We start from the raw sequence: 22,654 nt of genomic DNA, 5'->3' as shown, positions 1-22,654 counted from the left end.
AAATAAAGGGAACCTGATTTGGTTCCCTTTTTTGATCAACCTTTCAGTTGAATTTTGTTTTTCGAATCATTGGATCCAATGATTCTTTAAAAAAAGGTGTTTGGGTTAAGTTAGGTATAAAATAAAATTGGTTAGGAGCATAAAAATCGGTAGTGATAAAATCGACCAAATGGTTTCGTAAAAGCCAGTGAGAAATGGTGTTTGCGGTCAGATCTTCCTCTTTTGTGAAAGAATCCAGTCCGATTTGAAAGAAACAACCGGTTGACTTTAGCTCAAAAAATTGAGCTAAGTCATGATGAAAACACCGGTTCCTTTCGGTTTGAGTTAGAATAGGGTTATACCCTTGTTGACGTAATTGGCCGATGAGCTTTTTCCAATCTGAAAGGGAACCGGACTGGGGAAGTTCCAAAAATACCCATTTGTTTTGGTAGGATTGAAGTTTTCCTTTTTGTGAAATTTCCGGAAAACGGTCATCCAGGACATAAACAGCCGACAGATTTAGAGTGAGGTTTTTCAGGTGTTGATCTTGGTTAGCCCATTTTTTTAAACTTTCAAACCAAGCGTACGTACGGGAAGTTTGATGATCCAAATCTCCATCTGAAACACGGAAAGTGCATAGGATATTTCGGATTCCTAAGTTATAAAAATTTTGAAGCAATTCGATAGAATTTTCAATTGATTTTGAGCCATCGGTCAATCCGTTTAAAATATGGGAATTTACTTCTACATATTCGTTTGGGAAGAACGGAGCATTGGGCAAAACATTTTGCCTATTACTCACGAAACGAAACCGATTTTTATTTATCATTATTTTCATACCAAAGCTTGCTTATTTGGCTTTCATTCTTTTGACACCGATAATATATCCGGGTCACAAAAAAAGGTGTATTTTTAACATATTTATTTTTTACTCAATTGATAATTAGTTAAATAAAAAATAGAAGAGTTGAACAGATTTTTAAATCAGTCCAAAATAAAATGGCTGCATCCACAGGGATACAGCCAAAAATTTGACATTTATTGAAGTTGTATGCTAAGAATCTTTTGTCTCTCTCTGAGATGGGGGCTAATTTAAAGCCTTATGACTCTAATTAGAATTAAAAAACAAATGTCGGTACTAACTAAAATTTAATTCATTCACAACTCTACAGTTTTGACACAGGTTATTTTAAAAGGTCACATTTTTTTGTGGAGAATGGGTTAAATTCAATACAGTAAGTGTTCGAATTTTTTAGATTAAAATAAGTTTCTCATGCCATTATTCTCAATAGCTATGATTACTTCGTTACTTCTGCCTTTTGTTCCGGATTCAATATTATCCAAATAGTGCTTTTGTAGCGGGAACAGCCCCGACGCATCGGGGGAACCTGTGTCCGCCTCGGCGGATATGAGCCCGACGTGCTACAAATTGAAATAAAAAAAGAGAATCTATTTCTAAACTCTCTTGCTTTTGTAGCGGGAACAGCCCCGACGCATCGGGGGAACCTGTGTCGGCTACGTCGGATATGAGCCTGACGTGCTACAAATTGAAATAAAAAAAGAGAATCTATTTCTAAACTCTCTTGCTTTTGTAGCGGAAACAGCCCCGACGCATCGGGGGAACCTGTGTCCGCCGCGGCGGATATGAGCCCGACGTGGTACAAATTGAAATAAAAAAAGAGAATCTATTTCTAAACTCTCTTGCTTTTGTAGCGGGAACAGCCCCGATACTTCGGGGGAAACTGTGTCCGCCTCGGCGGATATGAGCCTGACGTGCTACAAATTGAAATAAAAAAAGAGAATCTATTTCTAAACTCTCTTGCTTTTGTAGCGGGAACAGCCCCGATACTTCGGGGGAACCTGTGTCCGCCGCGGCGGATATGAGCCCGACGTGCTACAAATTGAAATAAAAAAAGAGAATCTATTTCTAAACTCTCTTGCTTTTGTAGCGGGAACAGCCCCGACGCATCGGGGGAACCTGTGTCGGCTACGTCGGATATGATCCAAACGGGTACTAATTGAAATAAAAAAGGAGACTTTTTTTCAAAAGTCTCCTACTTAGTAGCGGGAACAGGACTCNCTACGTCGGATATGAGCCTGACGTGCTACAAATTGAAATAAAAAAAGAGAATCTATTTCTAAACTCTCTTGCTTTTGTAGCGGGAACAGCCCCGACGCATCGGGGGAACCTGTGTCGGCTACGTCGGATATGATCCAAACGGGTACTAATTGAAATAAAAAAGGAGACTTTTTTTCAAAAGTCTCCTACTTAGTAGCGGGAACAGCCCCGACGCATCGGGGGAACCTGTGTCGGCTACGTCGGATATGATCCAAACGGGTACTAATTGAAATAAAAAAGGAGACTTTTTTTCAAAAGTCTCCTACTTAGTAGCGGGAACAGGACTCGAACCTGTGACCTTCGGGTTATGAGCCCGACGAGCTACCTACTGCTCCATCCCGCGATTTGGACTGCAAATATAGGACAATTTTTTAATTCACACAAACTTTATTGGAATTGGTGGGTTTTTTTCTACAAATTCTACCGCCAATTCCGGATCATCTGTTAAATACAACAGCTCTTTATATGGCATTCCGACTGCCAATTGGTGTAAAACAGAATACAGGGCAGTGTCTTCCGTGTATCTCTTTTTTCCCAAAAAAATCATAGGACTATAATACCCAAACGTTCCATAATGGTTCTGAGCCGCTTCTTGGAAGATTTCTTGCGTAGTTCCGGCGCTTCCCGGTGCATAGATGATTCCGTATAAACAAATCGCAAGAAGCGTGTCTTCCCGTATGCTGTTAGAGAAATATTTGGCGATGGATGTGGCAAATAAATTGGTCGGTTCATGTCCATAAAACCAAGTTGGAATCGCTAGGTTCTCTTTTCCATCAGGGAATTTTTCCAAAACGATTTTGGATTGACGGATGTAGTTTTGGGTCAAATAATCACGTTGTCCTTCTTCCGTAAAGTGCAATTCGGAGAGAATTTTTATAGCCTCCATCAATTCCTCATCTGTGTAATTTCCAAAATAAGCACCCAAATTGGCAGCTTCCATGATGCCGGGGCCGCCACCGGTTGCAATAAAATAGCCCTTTTCAGAAAGCCTTTTTGCGGCCAATGCGACTTTTACAAAATATTCAGAGCCGCGAGGTGTAGAATGTCCACCCATAAATCCGACAACCTTGCGCTCCGTCATTCCAAATTCATCAAAATCCAATAATTTCCGCAAGGCAACATCGATCCCGTAATCATGAATTCGCTCTGCCAGCGCTTCTTCCATCGGCGGATTGTATTTGCGCTTCAAGAAATGATTGTAGATGTTAAAATCCACACTATCGTCTATTTCATCGCTGTATCCATCCATCAATTCTTCCCAATTGTATAAATTTTTCCGATGCGGATTAAAAGGATAACTTTCAAATTTCGGATAGACAAATGCACCTTGGCTGATGATATGGATCGCATCATCCCTTTTGAATTCGCAGCCAAGGAAAGTGGCGCCTTTTAATTCAAATTCATTCCAGTCGAGGTTTTCGTCTAGGAAATTTAGATTTTGGAAGACTTTTCCTTTGAGGTTTTTAGTAGCATGAACCAAATGATTCCATTCCTTATTGGTTCTGATTAAATTATTCAGTTTTTTCAGCGACATACTTCAATTCATTTTTGGAAAGATAATAGTTTAATTTGAAAATTTGAAAATGAGTTCAACTGAAGGTGTCAAAAATCAAAATAATTTGGGCAGCTTTACCGTCCTCCGTTCCCGCTTTTTTTCCCATAAAATTCGGTTTCAACATTAAATATTGTGAAAGGAAAAAAGAGCTCCACTCAGGCCGGGCTGCAAATTTTGTAACCGATATAAAAGAACGTTTCCCTCATCACAAATCCAAATTTACTTTTAAATGAAATATATCTGCTGGTTTTCGTGGGAGAAGAATAAGCATTGATATCGTGACTCTTAGCCATGAGCATTGCACGTTTCATGTGCAAAGGATCACTGACAATTAAAACTTTTGAAAAGTTATTTTGTTCAATGATTTCTTTAGCATATTTTAGATTTTCGTCGGTTATTGTAGATTTTTCCTCTATAAATATTTTGTTTTCAGGGATTTCATTTTCAATTGCGTATTTTTTGCCGATTTCAGCCTCAGAATATTTTTTCCCTTCGCCAATTCCTCCTGTGAAAATTAAATATTCTACAGAATCCATTTTGTACAAAAGTATAGCATGATTTATTCTTTCTTTGAAAACCGGAGAAGGTTGATTATCCCAAACCGCCGTTCCTAAAATAATTGCTGCATCAGCTCTCGTGGTTTCATCAATTTTGGAATAGGAATAGATTTGTAATGCAGTGATGAAATAAAAAATTACAATCATTGTGAAGATTACAAACACTATTTTTTTTAATTTCTTCATCAATCAGGTTTAATTACACCAATTATAACTCCAAAATCTCCATCAGTTTGTTCCCATTTTTCATCTGGAAAATACGTTCTTGAAACAAATCCATCCAGATACAAAGCATTTTTACAACCTTGTTTCTGAAAGAATTCAGCAAAATCATAAAGATTAATTTCATTTTTCGACATGGCAAAGATTACTTTATCATCCTCTGTAATTCCTACACCATTTCGAATATTAAAATTTTTTGAACCTTTTCTAAATTCAGGGTGAATTTTTCCATTTATGACCAACATTGGGCCTGACTGCGTTGCGAATTGAATATTTTCTGTATGATTAAATTTTTCAGTTTCTACTATAAACGCTTTCTTGTCAAAATTGATATAAAAAATTCCATTTGGTTTGAGATAAAAGTTTCCTTCTCCATTTAACGTATCGATTGAATTTAGAAATTTCCCATTTTCAATATATAATCCTTGCGGAGAAAAATCTTGACCAAACATTCCTCCATTCATCGCAAATAAAAGTGTATTGTTTTGTCCTTCAATGAATTTTTTAAAATTACCTAAGCTTCCAATCCTTTCCCCATTTGATTTCTTCCAATAAAAATTAATTTCTTCTTTCTTTGGATTTAATGAATAGCTGAGTATACTTTCATTAGATTGAAGATTTCTTGAAAAGAATTTGATACATAATAAAACTCCTCCGATGATTAATATAATTACAGGCAATAGCCATTTCAGTTTCATAGAATTATTATTATCTAAATCAAAAACATCCAGCATCCAACACCCATCTTCCAGCAATTTTAAAGAAACTTCTTTCGTTTGAACCAAATGAAGATGGTAACGGCGATGGCAATCATCATGGCAAATAAAATATAAAAACTGGTGGCCGAATGAAGTCCCGGTATAAAATCGAAATTCATTCCATAAAATCCGGTGATGAAAGTAAGCGGTAAAAAGAAAGCAGAAAAAACGGTCAGTACTTTCATGATCTCATTGGCGCGCTGGTCTGAAACTGAAATGGTTAATGTAAACAAGTTTTGTAAATCATCTGTGTTTTGGCTGTGAAGATGAAGGACTTTGGTGTTGTATTCGTGTGCATCTTTAAAGGAAGCGACATTTTTGATGTAAGGTTTGAATTCGTTTAGCACATCTCTGGTCAGCAATAAAAGTTTAGTACAAGTGCTGGATTCACGTTTGAGTTCGTAAAGCCTTTTCAAATTGAGTTTCAGTTCACGTTCAGTGGTGAAGAGAGATTGTTCGTAGATTTCGATTTGCTCCGAAATTTTAACTGAAGGAGTATGGAAAGTATGGATGGTTTTTAACAGGATTTTATAAAGTAATTTTCTTGGGACTAAATTTTCTTTGTTTGGCCCATTTTTGATTTCTGAAATGATTTGATCCCAAAAAGGAACTTCTTTTTGGTGAATGGTAATCAGGAAATTTTCGCCTAGAAAAATCCCGATTTTATGGCTGAATTCTCTGACAATGTTGGAGTAAGAGCGTTTTTCCTTTCCATAAAACCGCACCAGAAAAAAATCAAAATCATCCTGATGCTCAAACTTAGGCAAATGCCCAGCTTCCAACGCATCTTGCATAGTATAAGTACTCAATGAAAATTTTTGAAGATAATCTGCCACAGCTTTTTCTTCCGGATTTTCCAGATTGTACCAAGTGAAACAATTGTTTTGAAAAAAGATGTTTTCCATTTTGGTTTGAATTCAAATCGAATTTAATGAGAATTATCCGAAACTCGAACTTCGTATTTCGTAAATCCTAGTTCGATTCCTATCTTTGCACAAAATTTTTAAAAATGAGCGGATTAATTTCAGAATTACAGTGGAGAGGTCTTATTCACAACATCATGCCGGGAACGGAGGAGCAACTGGAAAAGGAGATGACCACCGGTTATTGTGGCTTTGATCCTACTGCAGATTCGCTTCACGTGGGTAGTTTGGTGCCGATTGTTTTGCTTATGCACATGCAGCGACATGGTCATAAACCGATTGCTTTGGTGGGCGGTGCAACGGGGATGATCGGTGATCCAACCGGAAAAGCAGCAGAAAGAAATTTGTTGGATGAAGAAACTTTGGACAAATTCATCAAAGGAATTCATTCCCAATTGGAACGTTTTCTCGATTTTGATGAATCTATACCCAATGCCGCACTGATGGTGAACAATTACGATTGGATGAAAGATTTTTCATTCATCGATTTTGCTAGAAATGTAGGGAAGCACATCACGGTGAACTACATGATGGCCAAAGATTCGGTAAAAAACAGATTGAATTCGGAGTCAGCGGTTGGGATGTCTTTTACGGAATTTACTTACCAATTGATCCAAGGATATGATTTTCTTCATTTGTACAAAAACCATGGTGCTAAATTGCAATTTGGTGGTTCAGACCAATGGGGAAATATCACGACGGGAACGGAATTGATTAGAAGAATTGCACAAGGAGAAGGATTTGCTTTTACTTGTCCTTTGACGACAAAATCTGACGGAACGAAATTTGGGAAAAGTGAAGGAGGAGAAAATGTTTGGTTGGATAAAAACCGGACTTCGCCTTATAAATTTTACCAATTTTGGTTGAATCAATCCGATGAGGATTCTGAAAAATACATCAAAATTTATACATTTTTGACCAAGGAAGAAATTGAAGAATTGGTTGAGAAACATAGAATGGAACCTCATTTGCGTCAGCTTCAAAAGAGATTGGCGGAAGAAATCACCACATTGGTCCATGGAAAAGAAGAGCTGGAAAATGCGATCAAAGCATCAGAGGTTTTATTTGGGAAATCAACGGCTGAGGATTTGAAAACCTTAAATGCAGCCACTTTTTTATCGGTCTTTGAAGGAGTTCCACAAGCTAAGGTTTCAAAATCAGATTTGGAGAATGGCGTCAACATCGTTGAGGTTTTGACAGATCAAACCGGATTTTTAAGTTCAAAAAGTGAAGCAAGAAGAGATTTGAAAGCCAATGCGATTTCGGTCAATAAAGAAAAAGTAGGCGAGGAGTATCAATTGAAACTTTCAGATTTAATTTCTGATCAATATATTTTATTACAAAAAGGGAAGAAAAATTATTTCATCATCATTGCGGAATAGTTTTTCATTTGTTAAATAAAAAATCCCTCCTGAAAACCAGGAGGGATTTTTTTATCCATTCAATTTAATTGTTATTTTTTAACAATTTTAAAGGTTTCAATTTGACCACCTTGTAAAGTTGCTTTAAATACATACACTCCAGAAGGTAATGCAGAAACATTAACTTGACCGTTTGTAACTTGAACATCAGTCAATACTTTCTGACCTGCTAAGTTAAATACAGCAATGTTTTCTACTGAATTTTTAGAAGTGATGTTCAAAACATCTTTCACTGGGTTTGGATAATAAGAGAAATCGAAAGAATTCATGTCTCCAACACCTAGTTCTTCACAAATTAGGTTAAATACGAACTCATCTCCTCCTGTTGAAGTCCATACTCCTTCACCTACATTGGTGTTGTAGAAGACATCTCCATACCCTAATATAGAAGCAGAGGTAGTTTCCCAAGCAACAGCGTCAGATAAAATTTCTATCCAATACGTAGTGTTGGCTTCCATTTCAAATGGCGTGTCAAATGCTACTGTATATTTAATGAAATCAAATCCAAAATTAGATCCAGTTATTACAGATCCTTCAATGCTACCTTCAGCAGTTCCTATTTCAGCTCCTGGCAATCCACCATTATCTGCATAGAAAATAAATGAAATTGTAGTTGCTTCACCAATTAAAGTTGGTTCCATTCCATATACAGTAAATCCTGTATCTGCAACTTGAATATCTGTAGCGATATGTTGAGCTGTGTCACCACCGAAGAACAAACCGTTTTCTAAAGCATTTGATAGTACTTCGAAATCTTCACAGTCAGACGGTGGAGGAGTACAATTAACTTCAATTACATAATCTCCTACATTTGCTGAAAATCCTTCTACCATGATGTAGTAGGTTGAAGTTCCATCAGAAGTGAATGTCAATTCGGATTGAAGATCACAAGAATCATCATTAACAGCAACCTCTGTCGCTAAAGTACAATCTGTATATACTCTTAAATAGGTGTCAAAAGAAGAGCCACATAAAGAGACCGTTACCAATTCAGATGAGCCAGTTCCTGTGAAGCTATAGAAAACATCACCTGCGGTATTTCCTCCCGAGTCGGTAGCGCCAACTGTAGATCCAGAGTCACTTTCGCCACAAGCAAGGGCAATTGCGTCAGCACAATCATCATTGGCAGGTGGAGGTTGGATGTCGCCACATTGAACCGCTCTTGATCTTGAAACTTCTTCGATTTCACAATCTTCATTTAAATGCGTATAGAATCTGATTACTTGATCTACAGGGGAAGTCCAAGTTACAGAACCTGTTCCAGTAGCAAAAGCAATATCTTCATCCTCATCTGCAATAGTAATGAAGTCAGTAGCAACGGAGCTTGAGAAAATATACTCAGTTCCGGCAGTTACTTGAACTTTGGAGTATTCTCCAGCCCAGCCAGCGGTTGTGATTACTTCAACAACTCCACTACAAGAAGGAACAAAGGTTGATGAAGGCCATTGGTCAATTGTGCCGGTGACAAAACATCCGTCAGCCATTACATCACAAGTTCCTGCAACAAAGAATACCGCTTGCATAGTTTCCGGGTCAGATGTCCATGGACCTCCTGCTTCGCTTGAATGGACATATTCACCCAATGAACCTGTAGAGGTTACTTCCCAGTACACAGCTCCTGCATTTGAAGCTGTTACTTCTGGTTGTAGCCAGTAAGTTCCTGCGGACAAATCAACTGGCGTATCCAGTACAAATTCTACCTGTGAAATATTAAATCCAAAATTATTTCCTATAACAACTTGACTGGTAGGTGTAGCAGTAATGGTTTCTTCAATTGTAGATTCACTTGGTGCTCCTGACTCATCTGCACGTATGTTAAATGTTGCAGAACTAGCTGTAGCTCCAGGACTCATGAACAAGTTCATTCTGATGTATTGTAGGTTAAATGAATCATCTACCACAAAATCATCAGCATTACGGAAAGTACCACCTGCAGTTACGTTATAACCGTTCTCAAAACCGTTACTTGCTAAACCATCACCTTGGTAACATGGGTAATCCGGTGGTTCAGGGACAAAACAATCTTCAGAAATTACATTCATTACATAATCTCCTAAATTGTTATTTGACGGGTCAACGATTACCGGTAGATAATAAGTTCCTGCCGGAAGTCCTGTGAAACGTAAAGTTCCGTTTCCATCTCCACAAGTTGTAAAGTCATAATTTCCTATCGTGAAAGAAGTCACAGGGCAATCCATTGTATAAACGATAAAGAAGTTTCCATCCATGTTTCCGGCCGGAGTACCACAATAGTCAATTGTCAAATCATTACAATCCCCGGTTAGCGTTACAGCTTCCCAAACAGCAGCATTACCTAAAACAGACATTTCTTCGGCACTGGCGGTACCGCCTTCTGTAGTACCGTTAAAGGTAACAGAAACGCCATTGGTTAATTCAGTCGGAGTAATATCTCCACAGTCGTCATTTTCAGGTGCCGGAGGAGGAATGTCACTACAATTCAAATCAGAATACGTTGCTTCTAATCCACCTTCAATTCCGCCTGACAAGATCACACCGTTTTCATTTTCAATTGTAAATACAGGTGAATTGTCATTAAATGTTCCCATTGTTTCAATATAAAACTCTACAGGACCTGCACTCATTACGGTTTGTGTATCTGTATAACCGGAACCATAAGGACCTCCTGACAATAAAACATTGCTGTCAGCATCTCTTAGTTCCCAGCTTACTTCATCACCAAATCCTGTATCCGATACGGTTACAGTCCATTCACAATCTCCGCCTCCGCCGCCTTCAACGGTAAAAGCATAATCTTCAAATTCTCCATAAGTAAAGCCTGTAGCACATGGATCCACATTTCCAGTTGTGCTTAACCAATGGCTTACGACTCTCATACGAGTTGTTCCTTCTGTCGCATCTGTAGGAACGATAAACGATCCTTCATGATGAGTCAGATACCCGGTTGAATTATAAGCTACTTCTTCTGTAGTGTCAAATGAACCGTCTTGATTCCAGTCAACCCAGATTCTGAATCCGGCTGTACCTCCCATTATGTCAGCAGTAAAGTCAACTGAACCTTCCGGAGCTTGTGAAACAGTATGGGTAGCAGTGAAGTCACCGTATCCTCCAGTAGAGAATCCGGAAGCTAGATTGCTAATGCTGTTATCATTACCTGTAGCTGTAAAATTATTGATATACCTGCTGGAATTAGTTGCTTCCGGGATACAATACTCAGCCTCTTCTTCGCTCACAAATGAAACCCAAGTAAATTCAGCTGTAGACCCTGCAATGTTGCTAACAAGAGTAGTCATCCCTGTAGTTGTATTTACAGATCTAAGTTCAGCCATAAAAGTAGTTACATTAAAAGCTGCCATATAAACAGTATCGGTAAACGGATCGTAATCCATACCCTGTGCATAATTACCATCGAACCCTATCGATCCGATGGATGTTGCTGCACCTGTAGTAAGATTGATAGAATAAAGTAAATCATCCCCAATATCATATGTATAAGCCGTTCCCGAACCGTCTATGGCAAGGGCAATGGCAAGACTTTGAGAAGTGCCGAGATTTCCAATTAAGGTTGCACTTGGAACGGAAGTATTAATAGAGTATAAGGCTGTTGGAGAGATAGCATAAAGTTGCCCGTTTACTGGATTAAACGCCATTCCACTCATATCACTAATCCCTAAAGAACCTAACAAGGTATAAGCCCCCGTAGGAACGTCCACACTGTAAAGGCTTCCGGTATTTGTTAAAGAATATGCCAAGTCAGGGTTGTCCAAACTTACGACACCTGCGAACTCGGATCCAATCCCTGCGCTAATAGTTGTAACACTTGTAGCAGCTTCGATATCAAAACTTGAAAATCCCGGTGCTAAAAAAGCCTCAAATCCATATGCAACTACATCACCTATTGCGTCACTTCCAAAAATAGGGGTTCCAAGATTTACCTTCATGGAATTCTCAAATTGGTAATAGGCCTTAAGTTGTGCGATTTCCGATGAAGTAAAGACTTCATTCACATTTCTGAAATCGTTTTGCTGAACTCTGTTCAGCAGGTCATTGATGTCACTTTGGTTTGCACCAGAAGTAACCACCTGACTGTAGCCGGTAAAGAACATACAGATCAGGAAAGTCGATAATAAAATTTTCCTCATGATGTTTATTGTTAATTAATACGACTAATTTATAAATTTGTTTTGAAACATTAACAGAATTTTAAAATAATTTCGCAAATGACAATATTTATTTACTTAACTTATGAATTTATCCTATCAATCTTATAGATTAAAATTTAAAATTCCCGGTGGTACCTCACGTGGAATCCTAAAGGAAAAGGAGACATTTCTGCTCAGATTGGAAATGAAAGATGAAAAAGAAACCGAATTTTTCGGAGAAATTGGTCTTTTTCGTGGATTGAGTTTTGAAGATCATCCTCAATTTGAAAAGAAACTTCAATCCATTTGTGACCATTTTGATTTTGAAAATGAAAATTGGTGGGATGAGTTAAGAGAGTTTCCTTCTATTCAATTTGGTTTGGAACAAATTATTCAAGCAAAGGAAATTTACAGTGGTCGAAAACCAAAAGACGAATTCAATCCCATTCTATTTCCCTCAGATTTTACAGCGGGCAAAACCGGGATTCCCATAAATGGACTGATTTGGATGGGTGATGTCGATTTTATGAAAAATCAAATCTCTGAAAAATTAAACCAAAATTTCCGCTGCTTAAAATTGAAAATCGGAGTGAACTGGGAAGAAGAAATCAAGATTCTCCAAAAATTACGAAAAGAATTCAATCCCGATGATCTGGAAATCAGAGTCGATGCTAACGGCGGATTTGATTTTATAAAAGCAAAAAAGGTTTTAGATCAATTGGCCGAATTAAACATTCACTCTATCGAGCAACCCATCAAAGCCGGACAAATCCAAGAGATGGCTGAATTATGTGCAATTACACCAACTCCGATTGCACTTGATGAAGAACTCATCGGTGTTGTGGATTTGGAACAAAAAAAGAAACTCTTGGAAACCCTAAATCCTCAATTCATCATTTTAAAACCCAGTTTGGTCGGCGGATGGAAAGGCAGTCAAGAATGGATCGATCTCGCAAAAAATCAAAGTTCAGGTTGGTGGATTACTTCAGCTTTGGAGAGCAACATTGGGCTAAATGCGATTGCCCAATGGACCTTTACGCTCGGAAATCCCATGCCACAAGGACTTGGAACCGGTAGTCTATTTGAAAATAATTTTTATTCGAGGTTAAAAGTTCAGAAAGCCCAACTCTTTTTTGTCTAAATTTGAGCCATGACACGTAATATTAATTATATAGGAATTTTTGTTTCCTTTTTGTTTCTCTTTTCTTGTGCCAAACAAAATTTGGATGCAATAGTAGCATTCCAAACCAAATTATCGGAAGAATGGAAGAATCCGGAAACGACACCTTTAAAAGAAGAAGAAAAGGCAGATTTTAAAGGCATAACTTTTTTTCCAATTCAAAAGAAATATCAATTGCAGGCAGATTTTAGTCCCATAGAAAACGGAAAAACAATTCCTTTTCCAACTTCAGCCAAAAAAATCAAATATTATAAAGAATATGGTTTGGCTAAATTCAAATTGAACGGAAAAAAGTTGGAATTGACCATTTACCAGTCAGATCCACCCATTGAAGGATATGAAAATTCATTGTTTATTCCTTTTATGGATGAAACGAACGGAGATACAACTTATGGTGGTGGTCGCTATATCGATTTAGAAATTTCCGATATTCAAAATGGCCAATTCACTTTGGATTTCAACAAAGCATATAATCCTTATTGCGCTTATAGCAAACATTATAATTGTCCGATTCCACCTGCCAACAACTATTTGGAAACAGAAATCAAATCCGGTGTAAGCTATTTATAATGAAGGTTTTAGATTTTTCAACTCAAATATTTGACAGGCTCATCCCGGAAATTCCATGGCAAAATGAAATCATAGAATTTTGGGATGAATGGAATTCAAATTCGGATTTTATTCTATCCAGAACCTCCGGCTCTACAGGAGTGCCCAAAGAAATCCAATTGCCCAAATCCGCTATGAAAACGAGCGCAAAAATGACCGGAGAATTTTTTGGTTTGAAAGTGGGCGATTCTGCTTTGTTGTGTCTTCCGGTCAATTTCATCGCCGGAAAAATGATGTTGGTGCGCGCCATAGAATTGAAATTGAAATTATTTGTCGTTGAACCCAAATCCAAAATTGAATTAGACAGAAAAATAGATTTCGTTCCGATGACACCGATGCAAGTGGAAAATTCCTTCGAATTCCTTCCCCAAATCAAAACTTTATTGATCGGTGGCGCACCGCTTTCAGATGGTTTACGAACCAAACTTTTGAAACTTCCCACAAAATGTTTCGAATCCTATGGCATGACTGAAACCATTACACACATTGCTTTGAAAGAGATTTCAGATGAATTTTTCACAACCTTAAATGGTGTAACAGTACGAAATGATGATCGGGACTGTTTGGTGATTCAAACACCTTATTTCGAAGAAGAAATTATCACAAATGATATCGTAGAATTGAACAATAAAAATCAATTCAAATGGCTTGGAAGATTGGATAACGTGATCAATTCCGGTGGGATCAAATTGTTTCCGGAACAAATCGAGAAAAAATTAAAACCCTTTCTTTCGGAAGAATTCATCATCACCTCGATTGCTGACGATCAATTAGGTGAAAAATTAATCCTAATCATAGAAGGAATTGATTTTGCTAATTTCGAACTTCGTGATACGAACCTCGAGAGATACGAAATCCCAAAAGAAATTTATTTCGTAAAATCCTTTCCCCGAACCGAAAGCGGGAAAATTATCCGTGAAAAAGTCAAGGATTTTCTTTGACCAAAATTACTTGATTTTCAAACCAATACGTTGGTGTTTCATTGCCATATTTGGATTTGTTGAGATTTTTGAAATATATCCTAAAATGGTATTTTCCTAAATCTTTTTCGATGAAAAGTGGATCCAGTTTCTCATGAAGATTTCCGTCCGAATTGCTGGGTTTGAATTTTTGAAACAATTTGTCGATTTCGGGCAACAAATCAACCGAATCCTTTCCATTCAACTTTAAAATATACCGTTTGTCTTTTTTTTCTTGGTAAAAATTTAAAAATACACTATCGTTTTGCAATTTAAACTTCCCAAAATTCACATCTTGATTCATCACCATGAATTGATATTCTCCAATCTGATCCACCGTTCCGCTTGCTTCTAAATTCACGTTGTAATAATCGTCAGGGCGAGATTGAGGCGTTATTTTTGTGTGGATGAATTTGCTGTAAAAGCTCCAATATTTTCTGTCTTCAAAATCTTTTTTGGTTTGTTTGTCCAGAAATTGGAACAAATATTCATTTTGAAAACGCTCGCTTAGAAAATCAAATTTATTGTCAATTTCACTGACGATCGTATCTGCAACTTCTTTGGTGAAATCGATTTTTCCGTCGACCAATAAATTATTTTCATTCAGGATTTTTTCCAATTCATTTTTCTGACTTCTTTTGGCAACTGAAAAACTGTTGAAATAAGGAAAAACCAAGGCAAATAGACCAAATGAAAACAATGAAATCGGAATGAATTTGATCGTCGGATTTTTTTTGAAGATGAAATAGAGCACCACTGACATCAACCAAATCGCCAAAAGCAAAACGAAATACCGCGGTTCTGTATAACCATATTCAAGCACTCTGGTGAAAATCGCTACAAAAAGCAATACAACTAACGGGATCAATGTGAAATAAAATACTTTACTGAAAATTTTTACCCAAGATTTTGCTTTTTCTTCTTTTAAAGGATGAACCAATAAAAGTGCGAGAATTCCCACGATCGAATAAGCCAAAATCAAATAAGAAACCCAACCTCGCGGCAATTCCCAATTGATCAAAATCTTTCCCGAATAGAAATACAAAATGACCACATAAATACTCAAAAGCGGGATCAAAACATATTGGGTAAAGAATTTTAAAACCACCGGATAATTTCCTTCTTTTTCCAAGAATTCAAGCCCAGATTCATTGAACAACAAAAAAATGACCGTGCTTCCAAAAATCAAAAGAAAAACTGCAATCTGACCATAGATTTCTTCCTTGAAATCCAAATTGAACAAATTCTCCACTGCCAAAAATGCCAATTCAACTCCACTGGTCAAAACACCTGTGAAAACCAGTGTGAGAAAGAAATTCACAAACAAACTTTTGTTGAATTGCCAGAAATGATTTTCTGAATTTTCCTTTTTTATAAAAGCAACAAATGCAACCAATAAATGCGAGAGAATGAATGTCGGGATCAACAAATAAGCAAAAACTTCTGTGAAATCATCTTCTTTTTTGGGCAAAAGGAAATAATAGCCTACCAGAAATACAATACCCAAAAGTTCCACCCAAATTCCCTTTTTCATCCTTTGCGATAGCATTTTTAACGCAAACAATAATGAGATTCCAAGCCCTGAAACGATGATGATTTTCACCCACGGATATTGGTTTTTATAATTTAATTCTATACAAATAATGGCTGAAACAGCCATCACCAGCGAAATCAATAAAACCAAAGGATAGCGCAAAATCATCGATTGAATTTTTTGCGTGATTTCTTGGACTTTTGTATTCATAAGAGAGAGATTTAAATTGAAAAATCTAAGTTTTAATGTCCATTTTTATGGCATGGATTTCCGGTTCATATACGCCCAATTGCGTAGGAAGTATTGTGTTTTCAAAAATCGGTTTGGCTTCATCCAGCATCACATTCAGATCTTTGTATCGGTTTGAAAAATGACCCAAAATCAATTTTCCGGCATTGGCTTCTTTTGCGATCATGGCTGCTTCTTTTGCGGTTGAATGACCGGTATAGTCTGCCATTTCTTGTAAATCACTTAAAAAAGTCGCTTCGTGGTACAAAATGTCCACGTTTTTTATGATAGGAACGATATCCGGTTTGAATCGCGTGTCAGAACAAAACGCATAACTAAAGGATTTCTCCGGTTCAAGCGTCAATTCGGCATTGGAAATAGTCGTTCCGTTTTCGGATTGAAAATCTTTCCCACATTTCAAGTTTTCATAATCACAAACCTGAATTTCAGGATGATTTTTGACCGCATCAATGTTTAATTTTCGCTTTTTTGGTTTTTCTTTGAAAAGATAGCCGTTCGTATAAATACGGTGATTCAGCGGAATGGTGTGTACTTCAACTTTATCGTCTTCAAATATTTTCTCCGTTTTTTTATTTTCCAATTCTTCAAAAACGATGTCAAACGTACATCGCGCTTGCGTATGTTTCAATTGGTTGAGGATGAAATCTTGAATTCCTTTTGGTCCAAAAATATAGAGTGGTGTCTCTTTTCCGAGCAATTGTAATGTGCTGATGAGTCCTATCAACCCAAACACATGATCTCCATGGAGATGCGAAATAAATATATGGTTGATTTTGGAGAATTTGGCTTTTGCTTTGCGAAGCTGAACTTGAGTTCCTTCTCCACAATCGATCAGAAAATGACGATTGGCGATTTCCAATAATTGCGCTGTAGGCGCTGATCTTTTTTTAGGAATAGCAGAATTAAATCCAAGTATGGTCAGTTTCAAAGACAAGCCTATAAATTTTCAATAAAGTTAATCAATTTCTGTACTGCTTTGGCACGGTGGCTGATTTGATTTTTATCAGTCGAACTCATTTCTGCAAAGGTTTTCTCAAATCCTTTCGGAACAAATACCGGATCATAACCAAAACCTTCGCTTCCTTTAAGTTCTTGGATGATTTCGCCCAAAACTTCTCCTTTTAAAAACGAAATTTCTCCTTCAATTATTGTGCAGAAAACCGCTTGGAATGAAGCATTCCGGTTTTCTTCCGCTTCTAAATTCTTCAATAATTTATGGATATTGTCCAGTGAATTTCCTGTCCCTGCGTACCGCGCCGAATAAACCCCTGGCGCGCCGTTCAAAGCTTCTACAAATAACCCCGAATCGTCCGCAAACACATTTTTTCCGGTCAGTTTATAAATCGTTTCGGCTTTGATTTGGGCGTTTTCCTCCAGGGTTGTGCCAGTTTCTGCTATTTCTTCATGAAAACCGATGTCGTTCAGTGATTTGAGTTGGATCCAATCGGGAAGTACAGATCGGATTTCTTTCACCTTATTTTCATTGTGCGAAGCAAATATCAATTCCATGTCAATTTATTTTTTGTCAATTTATAGATGCCAAAACCGATTAAAACCGCCATGATAAAACAAACCACCACTGAAATCATGTCGTTTGGATTTGTTACGTTTTCATCCATTGTTTCAAATTTTAGCATCATGATAAACGAAATCGAATTGTTCAAAGCATGTAAAAAAATACAGATCCAAAGCGCTTTCGTTCTATAATACACAAATCCGAATACCGCACCAAGTAAACCTGCGCCCATGAATTGCCATGGATTTAAATGCGCCAATCCAAACAAGAAAGAACTTAAAATTATGGCCAAAATAGGCGAAATTCCTTTTTGTAAAAGGCCGCGCAAAAGAATTCCTCTGAACAATATTTCTTCGATAATTGGCGCGAGGATGCAAACCGTGATAAATCCGGCGATTTTATAATCGAGCATCATTTCAAATGCTTTGACGACTTCATTGTAAAATTCTTCTAAAAAATCTATTCCCGAAGTTGGAACCATCGAAGCCAAAAATTCTGCAAATGGCAATGTAAAAATATAAAATAGGATGCTCAATAAAAAAACGCCGATGCTCGCCGGTTTCCAAATGTGATCCACGATGGATTTCCAATTGGTTTTTACAAATGGAAGCAAAATAAATATGGCTACTATTCCACCAAATAAAAAGGAAAGCGGAAGCGTGATGTGGTAAAGGTATTCCCATTTAAATGACGGAATGTTCACCACGGAACCGATCAATTGCAAACAAACCACGATGATAAATGCCACGGCAAAAGATTTCCCGATGGAAATTTTGAAACGGGATTTATCTTGGATTTCAGGTTTTAGGGCTTCAGATTCTTCATTCATGATGATAAGGTTTGCCCTGCAAGATAGCAAATGCACGGTAAAGTTGTTCCACGAGAAATAGTCTGACCATTTGGTGTGTAAAGGTCATTTGGGAAAGGGAAAGTTTGCGGTTGGCTCTGGCGTAAATTTCGTCCGCAAATCCGTAAGGGCCGCCGATCAGGAAAACGATTTGTTTCACAGATAGGTTCATCAATTCTTGAATGGATGCTGCAAATACGGTCGAATGCAGCTGTTTTCCTTTTTCGTCCAATAAAATCACAAAGTCCGTTGGGTTGATTTTGGCAAGAATTAGTTCGGCTTCTTTTTCTTTTTGTTGTGATTCCGAAAGGTTTTTCCGATTTTTGAGGTCGGGAATTTCGATGCGTTGGTAATTCCAGTGGGAGGGAAGTCGTTTTTCGTATTTTGAAATCAACTCCTCCAAGGGTTTTTCATCGGTCTTTCCTATGCAGATTAACAGAATGTTCATTTGACTTAAACCTATTTGGCAGTAAAATTATGGCGATTCGTTCAAAAATAAAGAAAATATCATCAGATAATCTTTTTGTGAAGATTGCCAAACGCATCAAATTCAAATCTCTGAACGGAACTTCTTTGTACATGTTGTTGGGTTTTTTGATGAAAGGGCTTTCCAATCAAATTTTTGCGCTACGTGTCGGAGCGGTTTCATGGGCTTTCTTTTTTAGTTTGTTTCCGTTTTTGCTTTTCTTGTTCAGTGTTTTGCCACATGCGCCACTTTATCAGGAAATCCAAACATTGCTTTTCTCTGAATTCATCCCAAGGATTTTACCACCACGCATCACCGATGAAGTCATCGGATACATTTCCCAAACTGCCGATGGTAAAAGTGGAAGAAGCATTGGGATTTTATTCATCATCTTGACCATTTTACTTTCTTCCAACGGTATCACGGTGATGATCAATGGTTTCAATGCTTCGCATTATGGATACGCAAAACGCCGAAAGGGAATTCATAATCGATTGATTTCGGTGGTGTTGACCATCTTTTTTGTGTTTTTTATCATCGTTCAGTTGATCGTAACTTATTATACCAATTTCATTTGGCGGTACATCGAGGATTATGGTGCTTTTTTGGAGGTTCCGACGATGATTCATATTTTGAATTTTGTTTCGGCTTCTTTGTTTTATTTTACGTCTTTGGTGATGTTGTATTATTATGGAACAAACGTAAAACAACGGCTTCGGTTCATAGCGCCGGGCGCGATCATGGCGACGGTATTATTTTTCTTGACCTTAATGGGATTTCAATTTTACATCAAAAAATTCAATTATTATGATTTGTTGTATGGATCAGTGGGATTGGTGATGATCATGATGATTTTTATTTACATCAATGTGCTTTTGATCATGATCGGTTTTGAAGTTAATGCTGCGATTCACTACGCAAAAACCCGGAAATTGGTGGAGAAAAAAGGATGATTTGTAATTCTTTTCTTCAATTTTAAAAGGTGTTTTTACCACAAAGCGCACAAAGTTTTTATCACAAAGTGCACAACTTTTTTACACTGAGTGAAATAGAAGTAAAGGTCGGGGAAGAAGAAATTTCCTAAACGGAGTGAAATGCTTTTATTTTAATACACGATAAAAATTATATATGGTTGATAATAATAACTTTAACCACATAGGAATAGGATCTTTGTGATGATTAAGTTTTCATAGTATCTGCCTTTGGCGGTATAGGGGTACGTAATTTATTTTCATCACTCTATGTTCCACGAAAAGTGGAAACTATTTTAACTAATGGCACTGATAAATAAGAAAAAAACTATGTACCTATGTGGTTAAATTTAATTCTATTATATTTTTTGTCTATTTTACCACAAAGTGTACAAAGCCTTGTGTTACTTCTGAGTTCTTAGGATCACGAGGCTTTGGAGTCGTGGTTAAAAATGAATCCCAATAAAGATTATTTTTAAAATTTCTTCTGCAGGTTGGGGTATGTGGAAGAAGAAATTTTATTTCAAGTAACAAAAAAAAGCCACTCATCCGAGTGGCTTCTATATAATTAGAATTTAAAATTCAATTATTTTTTTACAACTTTAGAAGTCGTTACATTTCCTTTAGCGTCTTGTACTTTTACTACATAAACACCTGCAGGAAGAGCAGAAACATTTACAGAAGCAGCTTTTGCAGAAGCAACTACTTGTCCGTTCATGTTCATAACTGTCATAGCGCTAACTTCTCCGTTTTTCACAGTCGCTTTTACGAAGTTTGTAGCAGGGTTTGGATAAACGGTAACGCTTGCAGCATTTACATCACTAACTCCCATCGTAGTTTCTTCTCCTTCAACGATCATAGATAAGTCACTTTCAGTCCAACCTGTAAGACTTGCAATATCAGTCCAAGTAGTTGCACCTGCTCCAAACAAATCTAGAGGGTCAGTTAAGTGACCACCAACTCCGTTTGCGCTTAAGTTCTGGTACCAGTTCCATCTGTTTGCTGCAGTGATGTCAGCGATAGTAGTGTTAGCAACTACAGAGATCCAGTATTTACCTGCTGGTAAAACCACATCTTCTCCCAATACGTTTAAGTCTAAATCAAATTGGTAAGAAGTATCACCGTTGTCGATGAAATCAAATCCTGCATCTCCAATTGTCATTTCAAATGCATACAAGTTGGTCTCACGTGGATCAGATCCTTCTGGATACCAGTCTTCATCTGCGATGATGTAGAAACTAACTCCTGTACCTTGCGTAGAAATAGTCATGGCATTGTCAAAACCAAATGCTGAAATCTTTGTGATTTTTGTAGCATCATAAGTCAAATCGATATCGTCAGCAGAAGCTACAATTTCTCCTGATGCACCCGTGTCAGAGATAATCCCTGAAGTACCGAAAGCTACTTGTTCCAATAAAACCTCAGAAGTTCCGTTGTTTGCATTAACTACAGGAACAACAGTTGCTTGTGATACGAATTCCTGTGCAAAAGATGTTGTAAACATCAATCCAGTCAAAAGAATAGATAATTTTTTCATGTTTTTTGTATTAATTAATTTTTCAATGGTCGAATATAGAAAGAATTTGACAAATAAAAAGTTAAAATGAAAAATCTTTCACCATTTTACCACTATTGTATTGTGATTTTAACGTTTCCATTATAAAAAGCGCTATTTCTTCTTTAGCAAACTCTGGATACAATAAATGAACATTGGCACCGGCATCTAGTGTAAAGTATAAAGGTAGACTCGTGTTTTTTCTGAATTCCCAAATTTTTTCAATCACTTTTAAGGTATTGGGCTTCATTAAGATAAAATATGGATGCGAAGTCATCATCATCGCATGTAAACTCAAAGCTTCATGCTCCACGATCTTCCCAAACGCTTCCAAATCCCCATTTTTCAATATCGGAATCAGCTTTTTCAGATTTTCTTCTGCCGACTGAAATCTTTGCGCAGCATAAGGATGACCTTCCATTAATCCATGTCCCACCGTACTGGAGACTTCCTTTTGTCCTTCATCGATTAACAAAATACAATCTTGAAAATTCCTGAAATTTTCATGTACTTCATGTGGATAAGGAACCGCATATAAATCTGAACTTCCTTCTATATTTTCTGTTTCTCCCCAAACCGTTAATCCCGGATAAATAGAACGACAAGCACTTCCTGAGCCTAATCTTGCCAAAAAAGAAGCTTTTTTTAGTTTTTCATCTTCTTTTAGATTTCCTCCCAATTGATTTTCCAATTCCACCAAACAAAGCGATAAAGCGCCCATTCCGGAAGCCGAAGATGCGATTCCGCTGCTGTGCGGAAAGGTGTTGTGCGTATGGATTTCAAATTCAAATCTTTTTAAAAAAGGAATGTATTTTTCAATTCTTTGAAAAAACTGGATGATTTTTGGAGCGAAATCTTCTTTTAAAGCACCATCCAAAAAGACTTTTAAAGCGATTTCTTCGTCTTCTTTTGGGTTGAATTTTAATACCGTTTCCGTATAACTATTGTTCAGCGTAAAACTGATGGAAGGGTTCATCGGGATTTGAACATCGCGTTTTCCCCAATATTTGATCAACGCGATGTTGGATGCACATTTGGCTGAGACACTTCCTTTTTCGGTTAAAAAATTTGAATTGATTTTAGATATAAATTCTTCCATTTTCCTATTTGAAA

At 37.2% G+C, this 22,654-nt stretch carries 18 protein-coding genes and 1 tRNA gene; 5 read left to right on the top strand and 14 right to left on the bottom strand.

Going from position 1 to position 22,654, the window contains the following annotated elements:
• Positions 1 to 43 precede the first annotated feature (43 nt).
• The 6 genes from HU137_RS02485 to HU137_RS02460 all read right to left on the bottom strand — a co-directional run bounded on the left by HU137_RS02485 (position 44) and on the right by HU137_RS02460 (position 6,095).
• Positions 44 to 781, bottom strand: a complete 738-nt coding sequence (locus HU137_RS02485) for a CpsB/CapC family capsule biosynthesis tyrosine phosphatase (RefSeq protein ID WP_182042225.1) — start codon at positions 779 to 781, stop codon at positions 44 to 46.
• Between the two features lie 1,587 nt (positions 782 to 2,368).
• A tRNA-Met gene (locus tag HU137_RS02480) sits at positions 2,369 to 2,441 on the bottom strand.
• A gap of 33 nt (positions 2,442 to 2,474) precedes the next feature.
• Positions 2,475 to 3,632, bottom strand: coding sequence for an LOG family protein (locus HU137_RS02475; RefSeq protein WP_182042224.1), 1,158 nt, complete (start codon positions 3,630 to 3,632; stop codon positions 2,475 to 2,477).
• Positions 3,633 to 3,808: 176 nt separating this feature from the next.
• Positions 3,809 to 4,396, bottom strand: coding sequence for a YdcF family protein (locus HU137_RS02470; RefSeq protein WP_182042223.1), 588 nt, complete (start codon positions 4,394 to 4,396; stop codon positions 3,809 to 3,811).
• Entirely contained in the window at positions 4,396 to 5,217 is an 822-nt protein-coding gene (locus HU137_RS02465; protein ID WP_220457170.1) for a phosphodiester glycosidase family protein, read from the bottom strand. Before HU137_RS02465 ends, HU137_RS02470 begins: the two co-directional genes overlap by 1 nt.
• Positions 5,190 to 6,095, bottom strand: coding sequence for a CorA family divalent cation transporter (locus HU137_RS02460; protein WP_182042222.1), 906 nt, complete (start codon positions 6,093 to 6,095; stop codon positions 5,190 to 5,192). The genes HU137_RS02465 and HU137_RS02460 overlap by 28 nt, the downstream gene beginning before the upstream one ends.
• A gap of 104 nt (positions 6,096 to 6,199) precedes the next feature.
• Between HU137_RS02460 and tyrS the strand changes: the two genes are divergently transcribed.
• Complete coding sequence (gene tyrS, locus HU137_RS02455; protein ID WP_182042221.1) at positions 6,200 to 7,495, top strand: tyrosine--tRNA ligase; 1,296 nt, start codon at positions 6,200 to 6,202, stop codon at positions 7,493 to 7,495.
• Positions 7,496 to 7,566: 71 nt separating this feature from the next.
• On the opposite strand, the gene HU137_RS02450 is transcribed toward tyrS, so the two are convergent.
• On the bottom strand, positions 7,567 to 11,655 hold the full coding sequence (locus HU137_RS02450) for a GEVED domain-containing protein (protein ID WP_182042220.1): 4,089 nt from the start codon (positions 11,653 to 11,655) through the stop codon (positions 7,567 to 7,569).
• 103 nt (positions 11,656 to 11,758) lie between these two features.
• On the opposite strand from HU137_RS02450, the gene HU137_RS02445 reads away from it, so the two are divergent.
• From HU137_RS02445 to HU137_RS02435, 3 genes are read left to right on the top strand one after another with little or no spacing between them, the layout of a single operon-like run.
• Positions 11,759 to 12,796, top strand: a complete 1,038-nt coding sequence (locus HU137_RS02445) for an o-succinylbenzoate synthase (RefSeq protein WP_182042219.1) — start codon at positions 11,759 to 11,761, stop codon at positions 12,794 to 12,796.
• A gap of 9 nt (positions 12,797 to 12,805) precedes the next feature.
• Positions 12,806 to 13,405, top strand: a complete 600-nt coding sequence (locus HU137_RS02440; protein ID WP_182042218.1) for a DUF1684 domain-containing protein — start codon at positions 12,806 to 12,808, stop codon at positions 13,403 to 13,405.
• Positions 13,405 to 14,385, top strand: coding sequence for an AMP-binding protein (locus HU137_RS02435; protein WP_182042217.1), 981 nt, complete (start codon positions 13,405 to 13,407; stop codon positions 14,383 to 14,385). The genes HU137_RS02440 and HU137_RS02435 overlap by 1 nt, the downstream gene beginning before the upstream one ends.
• On the opposite strand, the gene HU137_RS02430 is transcribed toward HU137_RS02435, so the two are convergent.
• Genes HU137_RS02430 through rlmH form a run of 5 tightly spaced genes read right to left on the bottom strand, consistent with a single transcriptional unit; the run spans position 14,369 to position 18,997 of the window.
• Positions 14,369 to 16,147: a DUF4153 domain-containing protein gene (locus HU137_RS02430; protein ID WP_182042216.1), complete on the bottom strand. Its 1,779-nt coding sequence runs from the start codon at positions 16,145 to 16,147 to the stop codon at positions 14,369 to 14,371. The genes HU137_RS02435 and HU137_RS02430 overlap by 17 nt on opposite strands.
• A 25-nt stretch (positions 16,148 to 16,172) precedes the next feature.
• Positions 16,173 to 17,120 carry a ribonuclease Z gene (locus HU137_RS02425; RefSeq protein WP_182042215.1) on the bottom strand — a complete coding sequence of 316 codons (948 nt, stop codon included), beginning with the start codon at positions 17,118 to 17,120 and terminating at the stop codon, positions 16,173 to 16,175.
• A 2-nt stretch (positions 17,121 to 17,122) separates the two neighbouring features.
• Positions 17,123 to 17,695, bottom strand: a complete 573-nt coding sequence (gene rdgB / locus HU137_RS02420; RefSeq protein ID WP_182042214.1) for an RdgB/HAM1 family non-canonical purine NTP pyrophosphatase — start codon at positions 17,693 to 17,695, stop codon at positions 17,123 to 17,125.
• A complete protein-coding gene (locus HU137_RS02415; RefSeq protein WP_182042213.1) occupies positions 17,686 to 18,531 on the bottom strand; it encodes a CPBP family intramembrane glutamic endopeptidase in 846 nt (281 codons plus the stop codon). Before HU137_RS02415 ends, rdgB begins: the two co-directional genes overlap by 10 nt.
• Positions 18,524 to 18,997, bottom strand: coding sequence for a 23S rRNA (pseudouridine(1915)-N(3))-methyltransferase RlmH (gene rlmH / locus HU137_RS02410; protein WP_182042212.1), 474 nt, complete (start codon positions 18,995 to 18,997; stop codon positions 18,524 to 18,526). The genes HU137_RS02415 and rlmH overlap by 8 nt, the downstream gene beginning before the upstream one ends.
• Positions 18,998 to 19,026: 29 nt before the next feature.
• Here rlmH and HU137_RS02405 point away from each other — a divergent pair, with 29 nt between their 5' ends.
• Positions 19,027 to 19,968: a YihY/virulence factor BrkB family protein gene (locus HU137_RS02405; protein ID WP_182042211.1), complete on the top strand. Its 942-nt coding sequence runs from the start codon at positions 19,027 to 19,029 to the stop codon at positions 19,966 to 19,968.
• 604 nt (positions 19,969 to 20,572) lie between these two features.
• Here HU137_RS02405 and HU137_RS02400 read toward each other — a convergent pair.
• A complete protein-coding gene (locus HU137_RS02400; protein ID WP_182042210.1) occupies positions 20,573 to 21,523 on the bottom strand; it encodes a T9SS type A sorting domain-containing protein in 951 nt (316 codons plus the stop codon).
• A gap of 61 nt (positions 21,524 to 21,584) precedes the next feature.
• Positions 21,585 to 22,640 (bottom strand): diphosphomevalonate decarboxylase, encoded by a 1,056-nt coding sequence (gene mvaD / locus HU137_RS02395; RefSeq protein ID WP_182042209.1) that lies wholly within the window; start codon positions 22,638 to 22,640, stop codon positions 21,585 to 21,587.
• Positions 22,641 to 22,654: the final 14 nt, after the last annotated feature.

This window comes from Moheibacter lacus, from assembly GCF_014042165.1.
Taxonomy (GTDB): Bacteria; Bacteroidota; Bacteroidia; order Flavobacteriales; family Weeksellaceae; genus Moheibacter; species Moheibacter lacus.
Note: the sequence above shows the minus strand (reverse complement) of the source record. Positions and strands in the feature narration are given on the sequence as shown.